The 18,614-nt window shown below is 69.5% G+C and carries 19 protein-coding genes; 6 read left to right on the top strand and 13 right to left on the bottom strand.

Translation table 11 applies throughout. The annotated features are described in order from the left end of the window. The first annotated feature begins 18 nt into the window (after positions 1-18). From lipB to Q9S36_RS47810, 3 genes are all read left to right on the top strand, one after another. The gene (gene lipB / locus Q9S36_RS47820; protein WP_311291782.1) at positions 19-759 is read left to right on the top strand and encodes a lipoyl(octanoyl) transferase LipB; all 741 of its coding nucleotides are present in this window, start codon (positions 19-21) and stop codon (positions 757-759) included. An 87-nt stretch (positions 760-846) separates the two neighbouring features. After that, entirely contained in the window at positions 847-1,788 is a 942-nt protein-coding gene (gene lipA / locus Q9S36_RS47815; protein ID WP_311291781.1) for a lipoyl synthase, read from the top strand. Positions 1,789-1,838: 50 nt separating this feature from the next. Beyond that, positions 1,839-2,546 carry a DUF4191 domain-containing protein gene (locus tag Q9S36_RS47810; protein WP_311291780.1) on the top strand — a complete coding sequence of 236 codons (708 nt, stop codon included), beginning with the start codon at positions 1,839-1,841 and terminating at the stop codon, positions 2,544-2,546. 3 nt (positions 2,547-2,549) lie between these two features. Here the strand turns inward: Q9S36_RS47810 and Q9S36_RS47805 are convergent, their stop codons facing one another. Continuing rightward, positions 2,550-2,942 (bottom strand): RDD family protein, encoded by a 393-nt coding sequence (locus Q9S36_RS47805; protein ID WP_311291779.1) that lies wholly within the window; start codon positions 2,940-2,942, stop codon positions 2,550-2,552. A gap of 18 nt (positions 2,943-2,960) precedes the next feature. Then, positions 2,961-3,734: a hypothetical protein gene (locus tag Q9S36_RS47800; RefSeq protein WP_311291778.1), complete on the bottom strand. Its 774-nt coding sequence runs from the start codon at positions 3,732-3,734 to the stop codon at positions 2,961-2,963. 232 nt (positions 3,735-3,966) lie between these two features. Between Q9S36_RS47800 and glnA the strand changes: the two genes are divergently transcribed. Then, the gene (gene glnA / locus Q9S36_RS47795; protein WP_311291777.1) at positions 3,967-5,388 is read left to right on the top strand and encodes a type I glutamate--ammonia ligase; all 1,422 of its coding nucleotides are present in this window, start codon (positions 3,967-3,969) and stop codon (positions 5,386-5,388) included. Between the two features lie 218 nt (positions 5,389-5,606). On the opposite strand, the gene Q9S36_RS47790 is transcribed toward glnA, so the two are convergent. The 6 genes from Q9S36_RS47790 to Q9S36_RS47765 are packed head-to-tail and all read right to left on the bottom strand — an operon-like array spanning position 5,607 to position 13,204. After that, positions 5,607-6,284 carry a response regulator transcription factor gene (locus Q9S36_RS47790; protein WP_311291776.1) on the bottom strand — a complete coding sequence of 226 codons (678 nt, stop codon included), beginning with the start codon at positions 6,282-6,284 and terminating at the stop codon, positions 5,607-5,609. Further along, positions 6,281-8,779: an ATP-binding protein gene (locus tag Q9S36_RS47785; RefSeq protein WP_311291775.1), complete on the bottom strand. Its 2,499-nt coding sequence runs from the start codon at positions 8,777-8,779 to the stop codon at positions 6,281-6,283. The genes Q9S36_RS47790 and Q9S36_RS47785 overlap by 4 nt, the downstream gene beginning before the upstream one ends. 4 nt (positions 8,780-8,783) lie before the next feature. Beyond that, a complete protein-coding gene (gene kdpC, locus Q9S36_RS47780; protein ID WP_311291774.1) occupies positions 8,784-9,368 on the bottom strand; it encodes a potassium-transporting ATPase subunit KdpC in 585 nt (194 codons plus the stop codon). 1 nt (position 9,369) lies between these two features. Further along, positions 9,370-11,460: a potassium-transporting ATPase subunit KdpB gene (kdpB, locus tag Q9S36_RS47775; RefSeq protein ID WP_396653979.1), complete on the bottom strand. Its 2,091-nt coding sequence runs from the start codon at positions 11,458-11,460 to the stop codon at positions 9,370-9,372. Further along, positions 11,457-13,115 (bottom strand): potassium-transporting ATPase subunit KdpA, encoded by a 1,659-nt coding sequence (gene kdpA / locus Q9S36_RS47770; protein WP_311291773.1) that lies wholly within the window; start codon positions 13,113-13,115, stop codon positions 11,457-11,459. The genes kdpB and kdpA overlap by 4 nt, the downstream gene beginning before the upstream one ends. Further along, positions 13,115-13,204: a potassium-transporting ATPase subunit F gene (locus tag Q9S36_RS47765; RefSeq protein ID WP_311291772.1), complete on the bottom strand. Its 90-nt coding sequence runs from the start codon at positions 13,202-13,204 to the stop codon at positions 13,115-13,117. The genes kdpA and Q9S36_RS47765 overlap by 1 nt, the downstream gene beginning before the upstream one ends. 102 nt (positions 13,205-13,306) lie before the next feature. Here Q9S36_RS47765 and Q9S36_RS47760 point away from each other — a divergent pair, with 102 nt between their 5' ends. Continuing rightward, positions 13,307-14,272, top strand: coding sequence for a DUF389 domain-containing protein (locus tag Q9S36_RS47760; protein WP_311291771.1), 966 nt, complete (start codon positions 13,307-13,309; stop codon positions 14,270-14,272). Then, complete coding sequence (locus Q9S36_RS47755; protein WP_311291770.1) at positions 14,269-14,445, top strand: hypothetical protein; 177 nt, start codon at positions 14,269-14,271, stop codon at positions 14,443-14,445. Before Q9S36_RS47760 ends, Q9S36_RS47755 begins: the two co-directional genes overlap by 4 nt. 28 nt (positions 14,446-14,473) lie before the next feature. On the opposite strand, the gene Q9S36_RS47750 is transcribed toward Q9S36_RS47755, so the two are convergent. From Q9S36_RS47750 to Q9S36_RS47730, 5 genes are all read right to left on the bottom strand, one after another. Continuing rightward, positions 14,474-15,100: a vitamin K epoxide reductase family protein gene (locus tag Q9S36_RS47750; protein WP_311291769.1), complete on the bottom strand. Its 627-nt coding sequence runs from the start codon at positions 15,098-15,100 to the stop codon at positions 14,474-14,476. Then, the gene (locus Q9S36_RS47745; RefSeq protein ID WP_311291768.1) at positions 15,072-15,728 is read right to left on the bottom strand and encodes a thioredoxin domain-containing protein; all 657 of its coding nucleotides are present in this window, start codon (positions 15,726-15,728) and stop codon (positions 15,072-15,074) included. Before Q9S36_RS47745 ends, Q9S36_RS47750 begins: the two co-directional genes overlap by 29 nt. Further along, positions 15,725-16,525: a cation transporter gene (locus Q9S36_RS47740; RefSeq protein WP_311291767.1), complete on the bottom strand. Its 801-nt coding sequence runs from the start codon at positions 16,523-16,525 to the stop codon at positions 15,725-15,727. The genes Q9S36_RS47745 and Q9S36_RS47740 overlap by 4 nt, the downstream gene beginning before the upstream one ends. Further along, positions 16,522-16,911 (bottom strand): metalloregulator ArsR/SmtB family transcription factor, encoded by a 390-nt coding sequence (locus tag Q9S36_RS47735; protein WP_311291766.1) that lies wholly within the window; start codon positions 16,909-16,911, stop codon positions 16,522-16,524. Before Q9S36_RS47735 ends, Q9S36_RS47740 begins: the two co-directional genes overlap by 4 nt. A gap of 593 nt (positions 16,912-17,504) precedes the next feature. Next, positions 17,505-18,614 (bottom strand): hypothetical protein (locus Q9S36_RS47730; protein ID WP_311291765.1); only part of this gene is annotated, 1,110 nt, incomplete at its 5' end.

Raw genomic sequence — 18,614 nt, 5'->3', positions numbered from 1 at the left:
TGGGCGTAGGGTCGGAGCATGCCGCAGGAGCACGAGCTGGAGTTCGAGGTCGCCGGTCTCGGCGACGACGCCGTCGACTACCTCTCCGCCTGGGACCTCCAGCGCGACGTGCACGAGGCCGTCGTCGCCGGCAGCCGGCCCGACACCGTCCTGCTGCTCGAGCACCCGCCCGTGTTCACGGCCGGCAAGCGCACCGACCCCCACGAGCGACCGCTCGACCCCGGCGGCGCCGACGTCATCGACGTCGACCGCGGCGGCAAGATCACCTTTCACGGCCCGGGCCAGCTGGTCGGCTACCCGATCGTGGCGCTGCCCGACCACGTCAAGGTCGTCGACTACGTGCGCCGGGTCGAGGAGGCGCTGATCGCGGTCTGCGCCGACCTCGGCGTCACCACCGCGCGCGTCCCGGGACGCAGCGGCGTGTGGCTGCGCGCGGACGAGCGCGGACCGGAGCGCAAGATCGCGGCCATCGGCATCCGGGTGAGCCGTGGCGTGACCATGCACGGGTTCGCCCTCAACTGCGACGTGGATCTCGGCTGGTACGACCGGTTCGTACCCTGCGGCATCGCCGACGCGGGCGTCACCTCGCTCACCGAGGAGCTGGGGCGTGACGTCACCGTCGCGGACGTCCTGCCGAGCGTGCGCCGCCACCTCGCGACGTACCTCGCGTGGGACCCCTACGACGCCACCCCCGACTACGAGCCGCGTCCCGAGCCGGGTCGCGCCCCGCGGATCGAGCTGGTCCGGCCGGGCGCCTGAACCGGCCCCGGCGGCGCGCGACGAGCGGGGTCCGAGGCGGCCCGGGGCTGATTGGGGACGCTCGGCACAGGGTCGTAGAGTGGCGGGGTGACGACCGCTCCCGCCCCTGAAGGACGCAAGCTCCTCCGTCTCGAGGTCCGCAACGCCGAGACCCCGATCGAACGCAAGCCGGAGTGGATCAAGACGCGGGCCAAGATGGGCCCGGAGTACACCTCGCTGCAGAACCTGGTGAAGTCCGAGGGGCTGCACACGGTCTGCCAGGAGGCGGGCTGTCCCAACATCTTCGAGTGCTGGGAGGACCGCGAGGCGACGTTCCTCATCGGCGGCGACCAGTGCACCCGCCGCTGCGACTTCTGCCAGATCGACACCGGCAAGCCGCAGCCCCTCGACCGCGACGAGCCGCGCCGGGTGGCCGAGTCGGTGCAGAAGATGCAGCTCAAGTACGCCACCATCACCGGCGTCGCCCGCGACGACCTCCCCGACGGCGGTGCCTGGCTCTACGCCGAGACCGTCCGCGCGATCCACGAGCTCAACCCCGACACCGGGGTGGAGAACCTGATCCCGGACTTCAACGGCAAGCCCGACCTCCTGCAGGAGGTGTTCGAGAGCCGTCCCGAGGTCCTCGCCCACAACGTGGAGACGGTCCCGCGGATCTTCAAGCGGATCCGCCCGGCCTTCCGCTACGACCGCTCGCTCGACGTCATCACCCAGGCCCGCGACTTCGGCCTGGTCACCAAGTCCAACCTCATCCTCGGCATGGGCGAGACCCGCGAGGAGGTCAGCCAGGCGCTGCGCGACCTGCACGAGGCCGGCTGCGAGCTGATCACCATCACCCAGTACCTCCGCCCCTCCCCCCGGCACCACCCCGTGGAGCGCTGGGTCAAGCCGGAGGAGTTCGTCGAGCTCAAGGCCGAGGCCGACGAGATCGGCTTCGCCGGGGCGCTCTCGGGCCCGCTGGTCCGCTCGTCCTACCGTGCCGGCCGGCTGTACGGTCAGGCCATGGACGCGCGCGCCGCCGCGGCCGTCTGACCCTCCACCGCACCACCCACACACCACACCTAGCTGGACAAGGCCACCTCATGTCGACCCCCGCCTCCACGCCGACGTCGCGCCGCGCGCAGATCATGCAGACCTACCAGATGGCCAAGCGCACCGACCCGCGCCTGGGCCTGATCGTGATGGGTGTCTTCGTGCTGGGTGCCGCGCTCGGCTTCGGGCTGATGTGGCTGCTCCCGGGCTCGGGCTGGATCTCGCTGGTGATCTCGATCGTCGGTGCGCTGCTCATCGGCATGCTGTGCGCGCTGCTGGTCTTCGGCCGCCGCGCCCAGCGGGCGGCGTACGTCCAGATGGAGGGCCAGCCGGCCGCCGCTGCCGGCGCGCTGCAGATGCTGCGCCGCGGCTGGAAGGTCGACCCGGTCGTCGGGTTCACCAAGCAGCAGGACGTCGTGCACCGGGTCGTCGGCCCGCCCGGCATCGTGCTGGTCGGCGAGGGCTCCAGCCCCAGCCGCGTCCGGCAGCTGCTCGCCACCGAGCGCAAGAAGCACGAGCGGGTCGCCTACGAGGTGCCGATCCACGAGATCGTCGCGGGCCGTGGCGAGGGCGAGGTCCCGCTGCCGAAGCTGGTGCGCCACGTCCAGAAGCTCGGGCGCTCGGTCAAGCCGGCCGAGATGACCGACATCCTCCAGCGCCTCAAGGCGCTCGACGCCCAGCGGGGCAAGCTCCCCCTGCCCAAGGGCCCCGTCCCTACCTCGATGAAGGGCATGCGGTCGCAGCAGCGCGGTCGCTGAGCCCTACAGCGTCACGCTGCGCGTGCCGGCGGCGACGTCGTGCAGGCCGCGCCCGTCGAAGGTGAGCAGCGGAGGCACCAGGAGGGCGACCAGCACGCTGCGCACGACGGCCCGCAGCAGGCTCACCGGGCGCGACGGGTCGTCGTGGCGCACCACCCGGATGCGGGTGAGCATCTTGCCGAACGAGCCGCCGGCGAGGGCGGTGAAGAAGGCCGACTCGAGCACGAAGGGGGCGAGCGTCCCGAACCCGTTGGGGTTGCCTGCGAGGAGACCGACGGCGACCAGGCCCTCGACCACGGCCAGGCAGGCCACCCAGTCGAGCGCCAGCGCCAGGATGCGACGACCCCACGTGGGGGTCGTCAGGTCGGAGGCTGGCGTCGGGTCGGGCTGCGGCACGGCCCCAGCGTAGGTCGCCTACGAGGAGCGGGTGCCGACGGGCCGGGCGTCCTCCGGCTCGACCACCGCGACGGGCGTGCCCCAGTTGGTGTAGTCGATCCGCGCGTCGTCGTCACCCGTCCCGGAGTACTCCAGGCGCACCGGCAACGACGCCTCGTCGATCCAGAGGTCGAGCCGGAGTGCGTCCTCGACGTCGAACTGGCGGTGCACCGAGTGCTCGGGCAGCGCGTCGCGCCACGCCTGCGAGTCGACGGTGACGACGTAGTGGGTGGAGGCGACGCCCGCCGCCTCCTCCTCGCCTTCGTTCTGCACCTTGTCGACGGCTTCGACGAGCGCCTCGTAGTCACCGGGGACGTCGAGCGCGAGCAGCACCGACGCCGCGCCGGAGTCGAAGTCCTCGTCCTCCCCCAGCGCTCGCGGGTCGTCGTCGGGCAGCCACGTCCAGGTGTTGTCGGCCGCCTCGCCGCCGACGTACATCCGGCCGGAGACGCGGCGGAACTCCAGGAACTCTCCCGGCTCGTCGCCGGTGAGCGCCCGCAGCTCGGGATCGTCCGCCCAGGCGAGGTCGACCTGGACCTCCGCGCGGCCGCGGTGGTCACCGATCCCGAGGTGGACGTAGTCCTCCTCTCCCACCGCCTTCGCCACGGCCGGCATCAGCGTCTCGAGTCCGTACGACGCGCTCGCGGGCCGGTCGTCCTCGGGGTCGTCCTCGCCGCCTCCCCCGCAGGCGGTAAGGACCACAGCCGCCGAGATACCGATGCCCCACTGCGTCAGCGTCCGTGCCCGAGTCATGACTGACCGTAGAGCCCGCCCGAGTTTCGCGCGAGTAACCCAAAGGGTGGATTTCGCACCCCTGGGCGACCTTCGCACCGGCCATCTCGCGGACGACCTGTAACACGCCCGAAACAATCGGGATACGGTCAGGAAACTGCTCGCGCCTAGCGTGGGCAGCACGGTGCAACGAGGCTCCGCTCCCGAACGCTGCAAACTCGACGTGCGCTGGTCGCCGTCAAGGAGGAACCGAATGTTCAACAACTCCGATGAGCTCCTCAAGTTCATCAAGGACGAGGGCGTCGAGATGGTCGACGTCCGCTTCTGCGACCTGCCCGGCGTGATGCAGCACTTCACGGTCCCGGCGTCGGCGTTCGACCAGAGCGTCTTCGACGACGGCCTCGGCTTCGACGGCTCCTCGATCCGCGGGTTCCAGGCGATCAACGAGTCCGACATGTCGCTCTTCCCCGACCCGACCACGGCGTACCTCGACCCGTTCCGCCGCTCCAAGACCCTCAACGTCAACTTCTTCATCCACGACCCGATCACCGGCGAGGCCTACAGCCGCGACCCGCGCAACATCGCGCGCAAGGCGCTGGCGTACCTCGACTCGACCGGCATCGCGGACACCGCCTACTTCGCCCCCGAGGCCGAGTTCTACATCTTCGACAACGTCCGCTACAGCACCGGCGTCAACGAGGGCTACTACCACATCGACTCCGTCGAGGGCTGGTGGAACTCCGGCAAGGACGACGGCCAGAACAAGGGCTACAAGACCCGCCTCAAGGGCGGGTACTTCCCCGTCGAGCCCTACGACCACTACAGCGACCTGCGCGCCGACATGGTGAAGAACCTCGAGGCGTGCGGCCTCGAGGTCGAGCGTGCCCACCACGAGGTCGGCACCGCCGGCCAGGCCGAGATCAACTACCGCTTCGACACGCTGCTCAAGGCCGCGGACGACGTGATGAAGTTCAAGTACCTCATCAAGAACACCGCCTGGGAGGCCGGCAAGTCGGTCACCTTCATGCCGAAGCCGATCTTCGGCGACAACGGCTCGGGCATGCACGTGCACCAGTCGCTGTGGAAGGACGGCGAGCCGCTGTTCTTCGACGAGACCGGGTACGCCGGCCTCTCCGACACCGCCCGCTGGTACATCGGCGGCATCCTCGAGCACGCCCCGTCGCTGCTGGCCTTCACCAACCCGACGGTGAACTCCTACCACCGCCTGGTCCCGGGCTTCGAGGCGCCGATCTCGCTGGTCTACTCCTCGCGCAACCGCTCCGCCTCGGTCCGCATCCCGATCACGGGCGCCAACCCCAAGGCCAAGCGCGTCGAGACCCGCTTCCCCGACCCGTCGGCCAACCCTTACCTCGCCTTCGCCGCGCTGATGCTCGCCGGCCTCGACGGCGTCCAGAACAAGACGGAGCCCGCGGCCCCGATCGACAAGGACATCTACGAGCTGCCGCCGGACGAGATGGCCGAGATCGACCAGGTCCCGACCTCGCTCGGTGCCGTGCTCGACGCCCTCGAGGCGGACCACGAGTACCTCACCGCCGGCGGTGTCTTCACCGACGACCTGATCGAGACCTGGATCCACTTCAAGCGGACCCAGGAGATCGCGCCGGTCCAGCTGCGCCCCCACCCGCACGAGTTCGAGCTCTACTACGACATCTAATTTGGGCCATTCTTGGCGGTCCTCAAGGTTGCCCAGCAACCGAAGAAAACCGCCTCTGACCTGCGCAAACGCCGCCGAGCGACCTTCTGGTCGTTCGGCGGCGTTTCGCATGATTTCTCGGTGGCTTGTTGCACGCTCGTTACACGGTAGAACGTTCAATCAGTCTCGACCGCCTGCCAATGCCTGGCTTTCGCGAGCGTCTCGACTCGAGCACGGCACTAGCGAGTGATGAATCGATAGCCCATTCCGGGCTCGGTGAGGAACAGCACGGGACGGCCGGAGTCGACCTCGAGCTTGCGGCGGATGCTGGCCATGTGGACGCGCAGGTAGTTGGTCTGGGTGTCGTACGCCGGTCCCCACACGGCAGTCAGTAGCTCGACCTGGCGGACCAGCCGTCCGCGTCGGCGTGCGAGCACCTCGACGATGCGCCACTCGATCGGTGTCAGGTGGATGTCCTCACCGTCCCGTGTGGCACGGGAGTCGGCGAAGTCGAGGCGCAGCCCGTCGGCCTCAATGACCAGGTCGGGCTCGTCATGGCCAGCGCGGCGCGTGGTGGCGCGGATCCTCGCCATCAGCTCGTCGATCGAGAACGGCTTGGTGATGAAGTCGTCGGCGCCGAGGTCGAGCGCCTCGACCTTGTCGTCGGACTCGGTGCGTGCGGACACCACAATGACCGGGACCTGGGTGAAGGACCGCAGCTGCCTGAGGACCGCGATGCCGTCGAGGTCGGGCAGGCCTAGGTCGAGCAGCACGACGTCGGGCATCCGCTCGTCGACGATCTGGAGCGCAGAGCGGCCGTCGCCGGCCGTCTCGACCTCATAGTCACGGGCACGCAGGTTGATGTTCAGCGTGCGCTGCATCGCTGGATCGTCGTCGACGACGAGTACGAAGGTCATCGGGGCTCGTTCTCCTGCGTCGGGGCGGGCAGCTCCAGGACGAAAGTGAGGCCGCCGCCCGGGGTCTCCTCGGTGGTGATCGTGCCACCCATCGCCTCGGTCAGGCCGTGCGCCACGGCGAGGCCGAGGCCGACCCCGTCCTGCTGGGGCACGTCGCCGAGACGTTGGAAGGGTGCGAACAGTCGTTCGTGGTCGTGGTCCTGGACGCCCGGGCCGGTGTCGGCGATCCGCAACATGACGCGGCCCGTGGCGGCCGTCGCGTCGACGCGGACGTGCGCGGACTCGGGGGTGTACTTCAACGCGTTCTCGCAGATGTTGGCCAACACCCGGTCCAGCAGGCCGGCGTCGGCGAGCACGCCGATGTCGGGGTCGACCGACACCTCGATCCGCTCGGCGCCCGGCAGCGGCACGATGCTGGTGCGGACCGCGTCGAGGAGGCCAACCTCCCGCAGCGCGACGCTGAGAGATCCGGTGCTGATGCGGCTCATGTCGAGAAGATTGGTGACCAGCGCGATCAGCCGATCGGTCGACTCCTCGATCGTGGCGAGCAGCTCGTCCTCGTCGGCGTCGGACCAGGTCACGTCGGTGCTGCGCAGGCTGTCGACCGACACCTTTACGGCGGCGAGCGGGTTGCGCAGGTCGTGGGACACCGCGGCCAGCAGTGCCGTGCGGGTGCGGTCGGCCTCGGCCAGCCGGAGCCGTTCCACCTCCGCCAGGTTCGCGCGTTGCCGGTCGTCGATCACCTTGGCGTAGGCGGCGTACGCATTGAGCAGCCCGCGCTGGTTGGCCGGCAGCGTCGACCCGGCGAGGACGAGAGTGCTCTGGTCATCGATGGCCGCGGCCATCCCGGCGCTCTCGGTCGAAGTCGGCGGCGTGCCGCAGCTCGCGACGACCACCTCGGACCCGTCCTCGCGGCGCAGCACCGCCGCGCCGTCGGCGTTGAAGAGCCTGCAGGCCGACGACAGGAGCCCGGTCAGGTCGTCGCTGGAGGTGAGGGTGCTGTGCGCGAGCACTGTGAGGGCGTCGGCCTCGGCGCGCGCAGCGCGGGCTTCCGCCGTACGACGAGCGGCGTTGTCGACGACCGACGCGACGGCGATGCCGACCGCGACGAAGATCGCAATAGTGACGACATTCTCCGGCTCGGCGATCGTCAGCGTGTAGAGCGGTGGCGTGAAGAGGTAGTTGAGGAGCAGTGCGCTCACGATGGCCGACATGACGGCCGGCGCCAGGCCGCCGATGAGCGCCGTCGCGACCACGACGACCATGAGCGACATCGCCTCGATCGGCAGGCCGTGCAGGTCCTTCGTGAGGTGCAGCAGCAGACTGAGGGTGCCGGGGGCGAGGACGGCGAAGGCGAAGCCCCCGATGCGGCGGCGCGTCCCGATGTTGTCGGTCGGCGTACGTCGGTCGGAGGAGCGCGCGTAGTCGTGGGACACGATGTGGACGTCGATGTCGCCCGAGCCTGCCACCACCCGCTCGCCGACCCCAGGGCGGAGCACCGTCGAGACCCGGCCGCGACGGCTCGCGCCGATCACCACCTGCGTGGCGTTCTCGGCGCGCGCGAAGGAGAGGATCGCGTCGGCCGGGTCCTCCCCCACCACCGTGTGGAACGTGCCACCGAGCTCCTCGGCCTTGCGGGCGAGCGCGGCCAGGCCGTCCGGCGCGATGCCACGGAGCCCGTCCTGCCGGGTGACGTACAACGCCTGCCACTCCCCTCCCGACCGACGGCTCGCGATCCGCGACGCCCTGCGCATGAGGGTCGACGACTCCGGACCACCGCTGACGGGTACGACGACGCGTTCGCGCGTCGCCCAGGTCGACTCGATCTCGTGCTGGTCGCGGTAGCGCTCGAGGCCCTCGTCGACCCGGTCGGCCAGCCACAGCAGCGCCAGCTCACGCAAGGCCGTGAGGTTGCCCTCGCGGAAGTAGCGCGACAGCGCGGCGTCGATCTTGTCGGCGGTGTAGATGTTGCCGTGCGCCATCCGGCGTCGCAGGGCCTGCGGACTCATGTCGACCAGCTCGATCTGGTCGGCCGAGCGCACGACGTGGTCTGGCACGGTCTCGCGCTGGCGGATGCCGGTGATCGCTTCTGTCACGTCGTTGAGTGACTCGAGGTGCTGGATGTTGACCGTCGTGATGACCTCGATGCCGGCGTCGCGGAGTGCCTCGACGTCCTGCCAGCGCTTCTCGTGGGTGCTGCCCGGGACGTTGGTGTGCGCGAGCTCGTCGACCAGGACCACGTCGGGACGACGCTCGAGGATCGCCTCGAGGTCCATCTCCTCCTGGACGGTGTCGCGGTAGGCGACCAGCTTGCGCGGCACCACCTCGAGGCCCGCGACGCCCCGCTCGGTCTTGGGCCGACCGTGCGTCTCGACATAGCCGACGACCAGGTCGGTGCCGCGCTCGACGCGGCGGTGGCCCTCGTCGAGCATCGCGAAGGTCTTGCCAACGCCGGGCGCGGCGCCGAGGTAGACGCGCAGCCGTCCGCGATCCATGCGTTCAGTCTCCACCCTCGGTGGCGGCCCGGACCGCAACGTTCAGCTCGAGCACGTTGACGCCCGGCTCACCGAGGAAGCCCAGTCCGCGACCGTCGGTGTGCTCGTCGATCAGCCGCTCGACCTCATCGAGCGAGAGGCCGTTGGCCTGGGCGACGCGGGGCGCCTGGAGCTCGGCATACGCCGGCGAGATGTGCGGGTCGAGGCCGGATCCCGAGGCGGTGACGGCATCGGCCGGGACCTGCGACTCGTCGACGCCCTCGCGGGTGGCCACCTCGGCCCTCCGGTCTTCGATGGAGGCGATCAGGTCGGTGCTGAGCGGGCCAAGGTTGCTCGGGGCGGAGGCCAGGGTGTCGTAGTCGTTCGCCGACGGGCGGGACAGGAACCACTCATCCCCCTCGAACTGCTGGCCGATCAGCCGCGAACCGACGACCTCGCCGTCGACGCGGACGGGTGACCCGTCGGCGCGGTCACCGAAGGCCTGCCCGGCCGCCCACACCGCGGTCGGGTAGCCGACGCCGAGCAGGACGGTCATGACGAGGAGGAGGCGCAGCCCGGCGAGGGACTGCCGGAAGAGGTCGGTGAACATGTCAGATCCCTGGGATGGTCGAGACGAGCAGGTCGATGAGCTTGATCCCGATGAAGGGCACGACGATGCCGCCGAGGCCGAACACGAGGATGTTGCGACGCAGGACCGAGGTCGCCGAGGCGGCACGGAAGCGGACGCCGCGCAGGGCCAGCGGGATCAGCGCCACGATGACGAGGGCGTTGAAGATCACCGCCGAGAGGATCGCGGACTGCGGCGTGGCCAGGCCCATCACGTTGAGGCGGTCGAGCGAGGGGTATGCCGCGACGAACATCGCCGGGATGATCGCGAAGTACTTCGCCACGTCGTTGGCGATGGAGAACGTCGTCAGCGCCCCGCGGGTGATGAGCAGCTGCTTGCCGATCTCGACGATGTCGATGAGCTTCGTCGGGTCGGAGTCGAGGTCGACCATGTTGCCGGCCTCCTTCGCGGCGGCCGTACCGCTGTTCATGGCCACACCGACGTCGGCCGCGGCCAGGGCCGGGGCGTCGTTGGTGCCGTCGCCGGTCATCGCCACGAGCCGGCCACCCTCCTGCTCGCGCTGGATGTACGCCATCTTGTCCTCGGGCGTCGCCTCCGCGAGGAAGTCGTCGACCCCCGCCTCGTCCGCGATCGCCCGGGCCGTCAGGGCGTTGTCGCCCGTGATCATCACCGTTCGGATGCCCATCGCCCGCAGCTCGGCGAACCGCTCGGACATCCCTTCCTTGACGACGTCCTTGAGGTGGATAACACCCAGCACCCGACCGGTACCCGCCGCGTCCTTCCGGCCGATGACGAGCGGCGTGCCGCCAGCACGCGAGATCTCGTCGACGACGTCGCCCACCTCTGCCGGCTGGTCGGCACCGAGCCACGCAGCGATGGCCGACCCGGCACCCTTGCGGATCTCGGTGCCGTCGGAGAGGTCCACGCCGGACATCCGGGTCTGGGCGGTGAACTCCACGAAGGTGGCGTCCCGCGGCAGGTCGTGGTCGTCGGCACCCTGGGTGAGGGCGAGGTCGACGATCGAGCGCCCCTCGGGGGTCTGGTCGGCGAGGCTGGAGAGCCTGGCGATGTCGCGCAGCTCGTCCTGCCCGACGCCGGGAGCGGCTACGAACCGGCTGGCCTGGCGGTTGCCGTAGGTGATGGTTCCGGTCTTGTCGAGCAGCAGCGTGCTGACGTCACCGGCAGCCTCCACCGCGCGCCCCGACATGGCCAGCACGTTGACCCGCACCAGCCGATCCATGCCGGCGATTCCGATGGCCGAGAGCAGCGCGCCGATCGTGGTGGGGATGAGGCACACCAGCAGCGCGACCAGCACGACGACGTCCTGGGGCGCACCGGCGTACGTCGCCATCGGCGCGAGAGTCGCGACCGCAGCCAGGAATACGAGGGTCAGGCTGGCGAGCAGGATCGACAACGCGATCTCGTTCGGGGTCTTGCGGCGCGACGTGCCCTCGACCAAGGCGATCATCTTGTCGAGGAACGTCTCGCCGGCGGCCGCGGTAATGCGGACGACGATGCGGTCCGACAGGACCCGGGTGCCGCCCGTGACCGCGCTGCGGTCGCCGCCCGCCTCGCGGATCACCGGGGCGGACTCCCCGGTGATGGCGGACTCGTCCACCGACGCGATGCCCTCGACGATGTCGCCGTCGCTGGGAACCACCTCCCCGGCCTCGACGACGACCAGATCGCCGACCCTGAGCTGCGTCGCCGGCACGTCGGACTCGTTGCCGTCGGCATCGAGGCGTCGGGCGACGGTGTCCGTCCGGGTCGCCCGGAGCGAGGCCGCCTGCGCCTTGCCTCGACCTTCCGCGACAGCCTCGGCGAGGTTGCCGAAGAGGACCGTCAGCCAGAGCCAGACCGCGATCGAGATCGTGAACGTGCTGGGTTCCCCGACGGCCGCCACGGTGGTCGCGACGGAGCCGAGCAGCACCAGGAACATCACGGGCGAGCGCCACATGTGACGGGGGTCGAGCTTGCGGAGAGCGTCCGGCAGCTGTTGTGCTCCCTGCGCGAGGAGCACGCCGGTGGTCATGCCCGACGCTGGCCGCTTGGTGTGGTGGGTGTGCGGCGACGCGACGGTCGCGTCGGGGGGTGTGTCGGTCAAGGAGTTCATGCGAGGGCCTCTGCGATCGGTCCGAGGGCGAGCGCCGGGAAGTAGGTGAGGCCGGTCATGATGAGGATGACGCCGACCAGCATCCCGACGAAGAGGGGCTTGTGGGTGGGGAGGGTGCCGGCCGTGACGGGGATCTTGCCCTGCTCGGCGAGGGACCCTGCGAGCAGGAGCACCAGGACGATCGGCAGGAGCCGGCCGACGAGCATGGCGAACCCGAGCGTGATCTGGAAGAAGTCCGAGGTGACGGTCAGGCCGCCGAACGCGCTGCCGTTGTTGTTGGCCGCCGAGGTGAACGCGTAGAGCACCTCCGAGAAGCCGTGGCCCCCCGGGTTGCCCATCGCGTCGGAGGTGGAGCCGCGCGAGATCGCGACGCCGGTGCCGACGAGGACGAGGGCCGGGTTGGTCAGCGTGTAGAGGGCGACGTACGTCATCTGCTTCGCGCTGATCTTCTTGCCGAGGAGCTCGGGGGTCCGGCCGACCATCAGGCCGGCGACGAACACCGCGAGGATGGCCATGACGAGGATGCCGTAGATGCCGGCTCCCACGCCGCCCGGCACGATCTCGCCCAGCATCATGTTGACCAGGACGGTGCCACCGCCGGTGGGGGTGAGTGAGTCGTGGGAGGCGTTCACCGCACCCGTCGACGTACCGGTCGTGGCGACGGCGAAGAGCGCGGAGGCCCACTCACCGAAGCGGGTCTCCTTGCCCTCCATCGCGGCGCCCGCCGCCTGTGCTGCCGGCGAGTGCCCGCCGACCTCGGCCCACGTCGTGACGACCAGGGACACCGACCACAGGACGCCCATCACGCCGAGGATCGCGAGACCCTGGCGGCGGTTGCCGAGCATCGTGCCGAGGGTGCGGGTGAGGGCGACCGGCAGCACGAGGATCAGGAACATCTGGAGGAAGTTCGTGATCGCTGTCGGGTTCTCGAACGGGTGGGCGGAGTTGGCGTTGAAGAAGCCGCCCCCGTTGTTGCCGAGCTCCTTGATCGCCTCCTGGCTCGCGACCGGGCCGCCGGTCAGCACCTGCGAGTGGCCCGCGAGCGTAGTCACAGTCGTGTCGGCGAAGCTCTGCACGACGCCGCCGGCGACCAGCAGGATCGCCGCGACGAACGACAGCGGCAGCAGGATGCGGATGGTGCCGCGGGTCAGGTCGACCCAGAAGTTCCCCAGCGCTCCGCTGCGTGAGCGGACGAAGCCCCGGATGAGGGCCACGGCGATGGCGATGCCGACCGCGGCGGAGAGGAAGTTCTGGACGGCGAGGCCGGCCATCTGCGCGGTGAAGCCCAGCGTGGACTCGCCGGCGTACGACTGCCAGTTGGTGTTGGTCACGAAGGACGCGGCGGTGTTGAAGGACATCCAGAAAGGGACGTTCGGCAGGCCCCGGTCCATCGGGAGGGCGGCCTGGCCGAGCTGGAGCCCCATCAGGAGCACGATGCCGACCAGGCTGAAGCCGACGACCGAGGTGGCGTACGACCGCGCGCCCTGCTCGGCGTCGGGGTCCACGCCGCCGAAGCGGTAGACGAGACGCTCGGCGCGCAGGTGCCTGGTGCTGGTGTAGACGCGCGCCATGTAGTCGCCGAGCGGGACGTACGTCGCCGCGAGCAGCGCGACGAGGAGGGCGATCGTCAGCAGACCGCCGAGGGTGTCGGACACTAGAAACGCTCCGGGAAGATCAGGGCCGCGAGGACGTAGAGGGCGATGAACACCACCGCCACCACGAGCAGGCCGGACATGAGAGTCATGGCTCCACGGTGGACCCGGTGCACGCGCTGTCAGCCGGTCTTGACGCCGTCTTAGCGCCGCTTGACGCGTCTTTGTCGCGCGCCTCGCCTACGCTCGCGGTCGTGCAGCACCTGAGGATCACCTCACCCGCCGACCTGACCGACGACGTGGTGGCCGTCTTCGACGGAGACCCGGCCGTCAGCCACCTGTCGGTGCTCCGGGGCGCATCCCTAGTACCCGCAGGCGACATCGTGATGGTCGACGTTGCTCGCGAAGCCACCAACGAGCTCATCGACCGTCTTGACGACCTCGGTGTCCCGGAGCGGGGCACCATCCACGTCGAGCCCGTCACTGCCTGGGTCTCGCGAGCCGGACTGGACGCCGACACACGTACGCCCGGCGCCAGCGCGGACGCCGTCGTGTGGACCGACGTCACCCAACGCGCCTACGAGGAGTCGGAGCTCAACTGGACCTACGTCGCGTTCATGACCCTGGCCACTCTGCTCGCCGCCATCGCCATCGTGGTGGACTCACAGATCCTCGTGATCGGTGCGATGGTCCTCGGTCCGGAGTTCGTGCCCATCGCCGCGCTCGGCCTGGCGCTGGTACGACGCCGCTTCAACCTCTTCCGCCTCGCCGCGCGCACGCTGGTCATCGGCTTCGGTGTGGCGATCGCCTTCACCGTGCTGGCCGGCCTGGCGGCCCGCGCCCTCGGGTGGGTGGTCGCCGACGACATCACCGGCGAGCGACCTGGGACCGACTTCATCTACTCCCCCGACAAGTGGTCCTTCATCGTCGCCCTCATCGCGGCCGCGGCGGGCGTGCTCTCGCTGACCAGTGCCAAGGTCGGTGGGCTGTCCGGCGTCTTCATCTCCGTGACCACGGTCCCCGCCGCCGGCAACGTGGCGCTGGGCATCGCGTTCGCTGCGTGGGACGAGGTCACGGGCAGTGCGCTGCAGCTGGCCCTCAACATCTCGGGGATGGTGATCGCCGGCTGGGCAACTCTTGCGCTGCAGCACCTGGTGTGGATGCGCATGGCACGTCACCGCCGACACCTCCTCGCGCGGCGCAACCTGGAGAGCCCATGACAGGCGTCCTGTGGTGGACTGCCGTCTCGCTCATGACGATCGGGATCCTGCTCGTCCTGCGAGCCACCGTCCTCATCACGGTTAAGAGCCCAGAGCGGTTCCGCGGCGACGCGCTCGTCACCACATTCGGCGGGATCGCGCTGGTGCTCCTCGGCCAGTTCCTCCTCGATTAGACCGAAGGCGTCCCGAGGACGTCCCGGATCATCCGAGGAGGGTGCTCCAGTAGCTCCAGAACCGCTCGAGGATCAGCCCCAGCACGACGACGTACGCGATGGTGAGGACGACGGCGTGGTTGCGGACCAGCGCTCGCGTGATGCCGCTGGCCCTGGCCCGGGCGCCGAGGACACCCGTGGTGAGGTTCGAGAGCGTGACGTACCAGAAGGTCGGCAGCACGACGGCCCACACGACCATGCAGTAGGGGCACAGGGCGTTGATCCGGTAGAGCGACTGGAAGACGAGCCACCCGACGAGCCCGACCCCGGCGGTCGCGCCGACCTGGAGCCCGAGCCAGTACCACCGCCGCAGCCGACCACCGGCCAGCAGCGCGGCGCCGGTGGCGGCGAGGACCGGGAACGCGACGAGGCCGATGAGGGGGTTCGGGAACCCGAACACCTCGGCCTGGTCGGTGCGCATGATCGAGCCGCAGTTCAGGACCGGGTTGATGCTGCACGTGGGGACGTAGGTGGCGTCGGTGAGCAGCTCGATCTTCTCGACCGTCAGCACGAACGCCGCGACCACGCCGAGCGCGCCGGCGACTAGCAGCAGCCATTGCAGGGGTCGCCCTGCAGTGACGACGTCCTCAGCGGGCGAGGGCTGCGTCGAGCGCATCCGTGAGGTCCTCGTAGGTGCGCGGCTGGAGCTCCTCGCCGTCGACGAAGAACGTCGGGGTGCCCTGCACGCCGAGCGCCTGGCCGTCCGCGACGTCCTTGGCGACCCGCTCCGCGGTGGCCGGGTCGTCGTAGTCGGCCTGCCACTGGTCCAGGTCGAGCCCGAGGTCCTCGGCGAACGAGGCGAACAGGTCGTCGTGCGGGACCTGCTGCTCGCCCCACTCGGCCTGGGTCTCGTACATGCGGTGGTACATGTCCTCGAACGAGCCCTGTTGCGCGGCCGCCTCGACGGCCCGGGCCGCGCGCTCGCCGTTGAAGTGGCCGGGCATCGGGAAGTAGCGCACCACGAAGGTGACCTGGCCGGCGTAGTCCTCGCGCAGCTGCTCGACGGCCGGGTAGGCGGCGCGGCAGCCCTCGCACTCGAGGTCGAGGAACTCGACGAACGTGACGCCTGAGTCGCCCTCCTCCCCCAGGACGTGGGAGTCGGCGCGGACCAGCCGGGTCTCGCCCTCCACGGTCGGCGCCGGCGTCGGCGCGTCGTCCGTGACGGCGCCCAGGCTCAGGACACCGAGGACGACGAGGACGAACGCTCCGACGATCGCGATCGACCGCTTCGCCTGGCTGCTCATCGGTCCTCCTCGATGGTGGTCGCTCGGGCCGGGGGCGGCGTGCCGATCTGGAGCAGCTGCGGGCCTGCGACGTCGACGGCGCCCGCGCCGGTCGGCGTGCAGCAGCCGTCGGTGCACGCACCGTCGGCGCAGCCGCAGGACGCGTCGTCGTGGTGGCCGGCTCCGATGGGGCCGCAGCACCCTTCCCCGCGCCAGGCCGCACGCCCCTCTTTCACCGCGACAGCGGCGATGATGAGACCTGCGATGGGGTCGGCCCACGACCAGCCCAGGGTCGCGTTGAGCACCAGGCCGACCAGGAGCACCGCCGAGAGGTAGGTGCAGAGCAGGGTCTGGGTGGAGTCCGCGACCACGGCGTTGGAGCCGAGCGCCTTGCCGGTGCGCCTCTGCGCCCACGACAGGAACGGCATGATCGCCAGGGACGCGGCCGCGAGGGCGATACCGACCGACGAGCTCTCCGGGTCGTGGTCGCCGAGTAGGGCCCGTACGGACTCGAAGGTCACGTAGGCGGCGAGGGCGAAGAACGAGAACGCCATCAGTCGCAGCGCCTGACGCTCGCGGCTCTCCGGCATGCGGTGGCGGAACTGCCACAGGATGATCAGGCCGCTGGAGACCTCGACGACGGAGTCGAGACCGAAGCCGACCAGCGCGACGGAGCCCGCGATCACGCCGGCGGTGATGGCGATGACCGCCTCGACGACGTTGTACGTCACCGACGCGGCGGCCAGGAGCTGCGCCCGTCGGCCGAGCCGTGCGCGGTCGTCGACGCTCAGTTCCGCATGCACGTGGGAGGTGGTCATGAGGTCTCCTCCGTCGGGGTGGCGATCTGGTGGAGCGTCGTGGCGCCGTAGTTCGCGCACAGCGCGACCGCCTCGCCGGTCGCCTCAAGCAAGTCGTCGGCGGCAGCGAACAGCCTCCGGACCAGCTCGGGATGGGTCAGGGAGTACACCGAGGCCCGACCCTGCGCGCGGGAGGTGACCAGCCCACAGTCCTTGAGGCATGCGAGGTGCTTGGAGCACGAGCTCTGCGGCATCCCGAGGTGGTTCACCAGGTCGACGACGCGTTGGTCGCCCTCGCTCAGCCGCTGCAAGATGGCGAGTCGGACGGGATCGGAGAACCCGTGGAACAGGCACGCGGCGGCGGTGAAACTCGCGTGGGTGCGTGGCTGATCCTGAGTCTCTGTCATCACAAAACGTGATGTTAGCCCACTTCGTGATCGTGTTGGCATCGGGTCCGCGGCTTCTAGCGACCACGGACCTCATCGACGCTCGTCACCTGAGCGAACCGCGGCCGCCTCTGGCCATCTCTCCCCACAGCAACGATCGCATCGTCCCGCCAGGGCACCACCAGGCCAGAAGTTCGTCATCGGCACCCCTCACCAAGTACCTCGCACCCCATGCACTTCCGGGATACTCAGTTTCGTCCGCACGAAACCTGACGGGCGCGCCCTTGTGTCCCCCGCCAACGAACGCTTGGTTTGTCGACGGCCCAAACCCTCAGGCGCCGCTGTGACCCGGCAACGGGCTATCGCCCGCCTCAAACGTGCGAGATCGCCGGCCCGGCACGGTTCGGACGATCACCACCGAGAACGCTCGCGGCCGATTCCATCGCCGCAAGCCGAGACCACGCTTCAGCATTTGCTACCAGGAGGGAGCAACGCTCGACGAGCTTCGCGAGCAGCGGCATGACGACGCGAGCGAGCGGACCGAAGGCACGTCGCACTAACGCCGCAAGAGTCGTGATGCCCGCAACCCAAAACTTGCGCGGCACTGCGTCCCCCTATCCGGCCTCCGGTGCCGGTGCCGGTGCCGGTGCGAGCAGGTTCGGTCTGTCGAGGAGTCTGAAAGTGATTCCTCGTTCGCCTGCCGCACGGTCGAAGGCGTCGCTGACCGTTTCGTCGATCTGTTCGAGGCAACACAACACGTAGGACGTGATGCCAACTGCCGCAGCTTTGGCGACCTCCGCGTCCGGATCGAGGAGAGCCACGGCTGCGGCGCTCGTCTTGGCCTCGCCGCCCACCAAAGTCGGGCCCTGCCATCCGAGGAGGTCCAGCTCGCCAACCTGTGCACCATCGCGGGAGATGTCCACGCCGGGTTCAATGTAGAACCGTTCTTCGAGAAGCAGAGCAACGGCCGCGAGGGGCACCAAGCCTCCGTTTAGGCTGACCGTTTGCATCAAGGTGCTGAGTCGATAGTTGACGACCGGGCTCCCATAGATATCCGCACCGAGAACGGCGGGGGAACCGCAGCCGTAGCAGCGCGTCGTGCCGGCCGAATACTGCGTGAGAGGCTGAAACTCATTCAACCCGCAGAGCGAACACGTTGCCAGGAAGCCCATCTCGACGTGGCCGCGTGCGACCAACTCGGCCATCACGTCGCCCAGATTCGCGGCGAGACCACCGCGCTCGAGCACGAGTGATCGCAGGTCCAGAAGGGGGCGCGCAGGGCGATGCCCGAGCAGGGATGCGACCCGGAGTGCCTCAATGCTCTCCTCCGACACATCACCGGACTCGCGCAGTCGCCTCAATTGATTGCTGAGGTCCCGGCCGACGTTTGCTGTCAGGCTCTGAATGACGGCAACGGTCGTGGGATGCCTGTACATGCCGAGGTCGTCTCCGCGGTTGACAGCTCCTCGAATCTGACGGGCCTTGTCATTGACCTCGTAGGAGTGTCCGCTGTCCCTGACCGCCGCCTGCAGGACCTCGGATGGGGTGGGGATCGTGAGAGACAGACGGTATTCGGTTGCGTTCGGTGTCTTGAACGCTAGCTCACTCCCATCCCACGCCGCCTGATGGAGGTAGAGCTGCGCGACTGACGGCGTTCTTGGGCCAGCGATGGACGGTCCAGACACCGCGGCCCGGACGTAGCCGTTGTAGACGAAACGGCTGTT

It is taken from the genome of Microbacterium sp. ARD31 (assembly GCF_031844425.1).
Note: the sequence above shows the minus strand (reverse complement) of the source record. Positions and strands in the feature narration are given on the sequence as shown.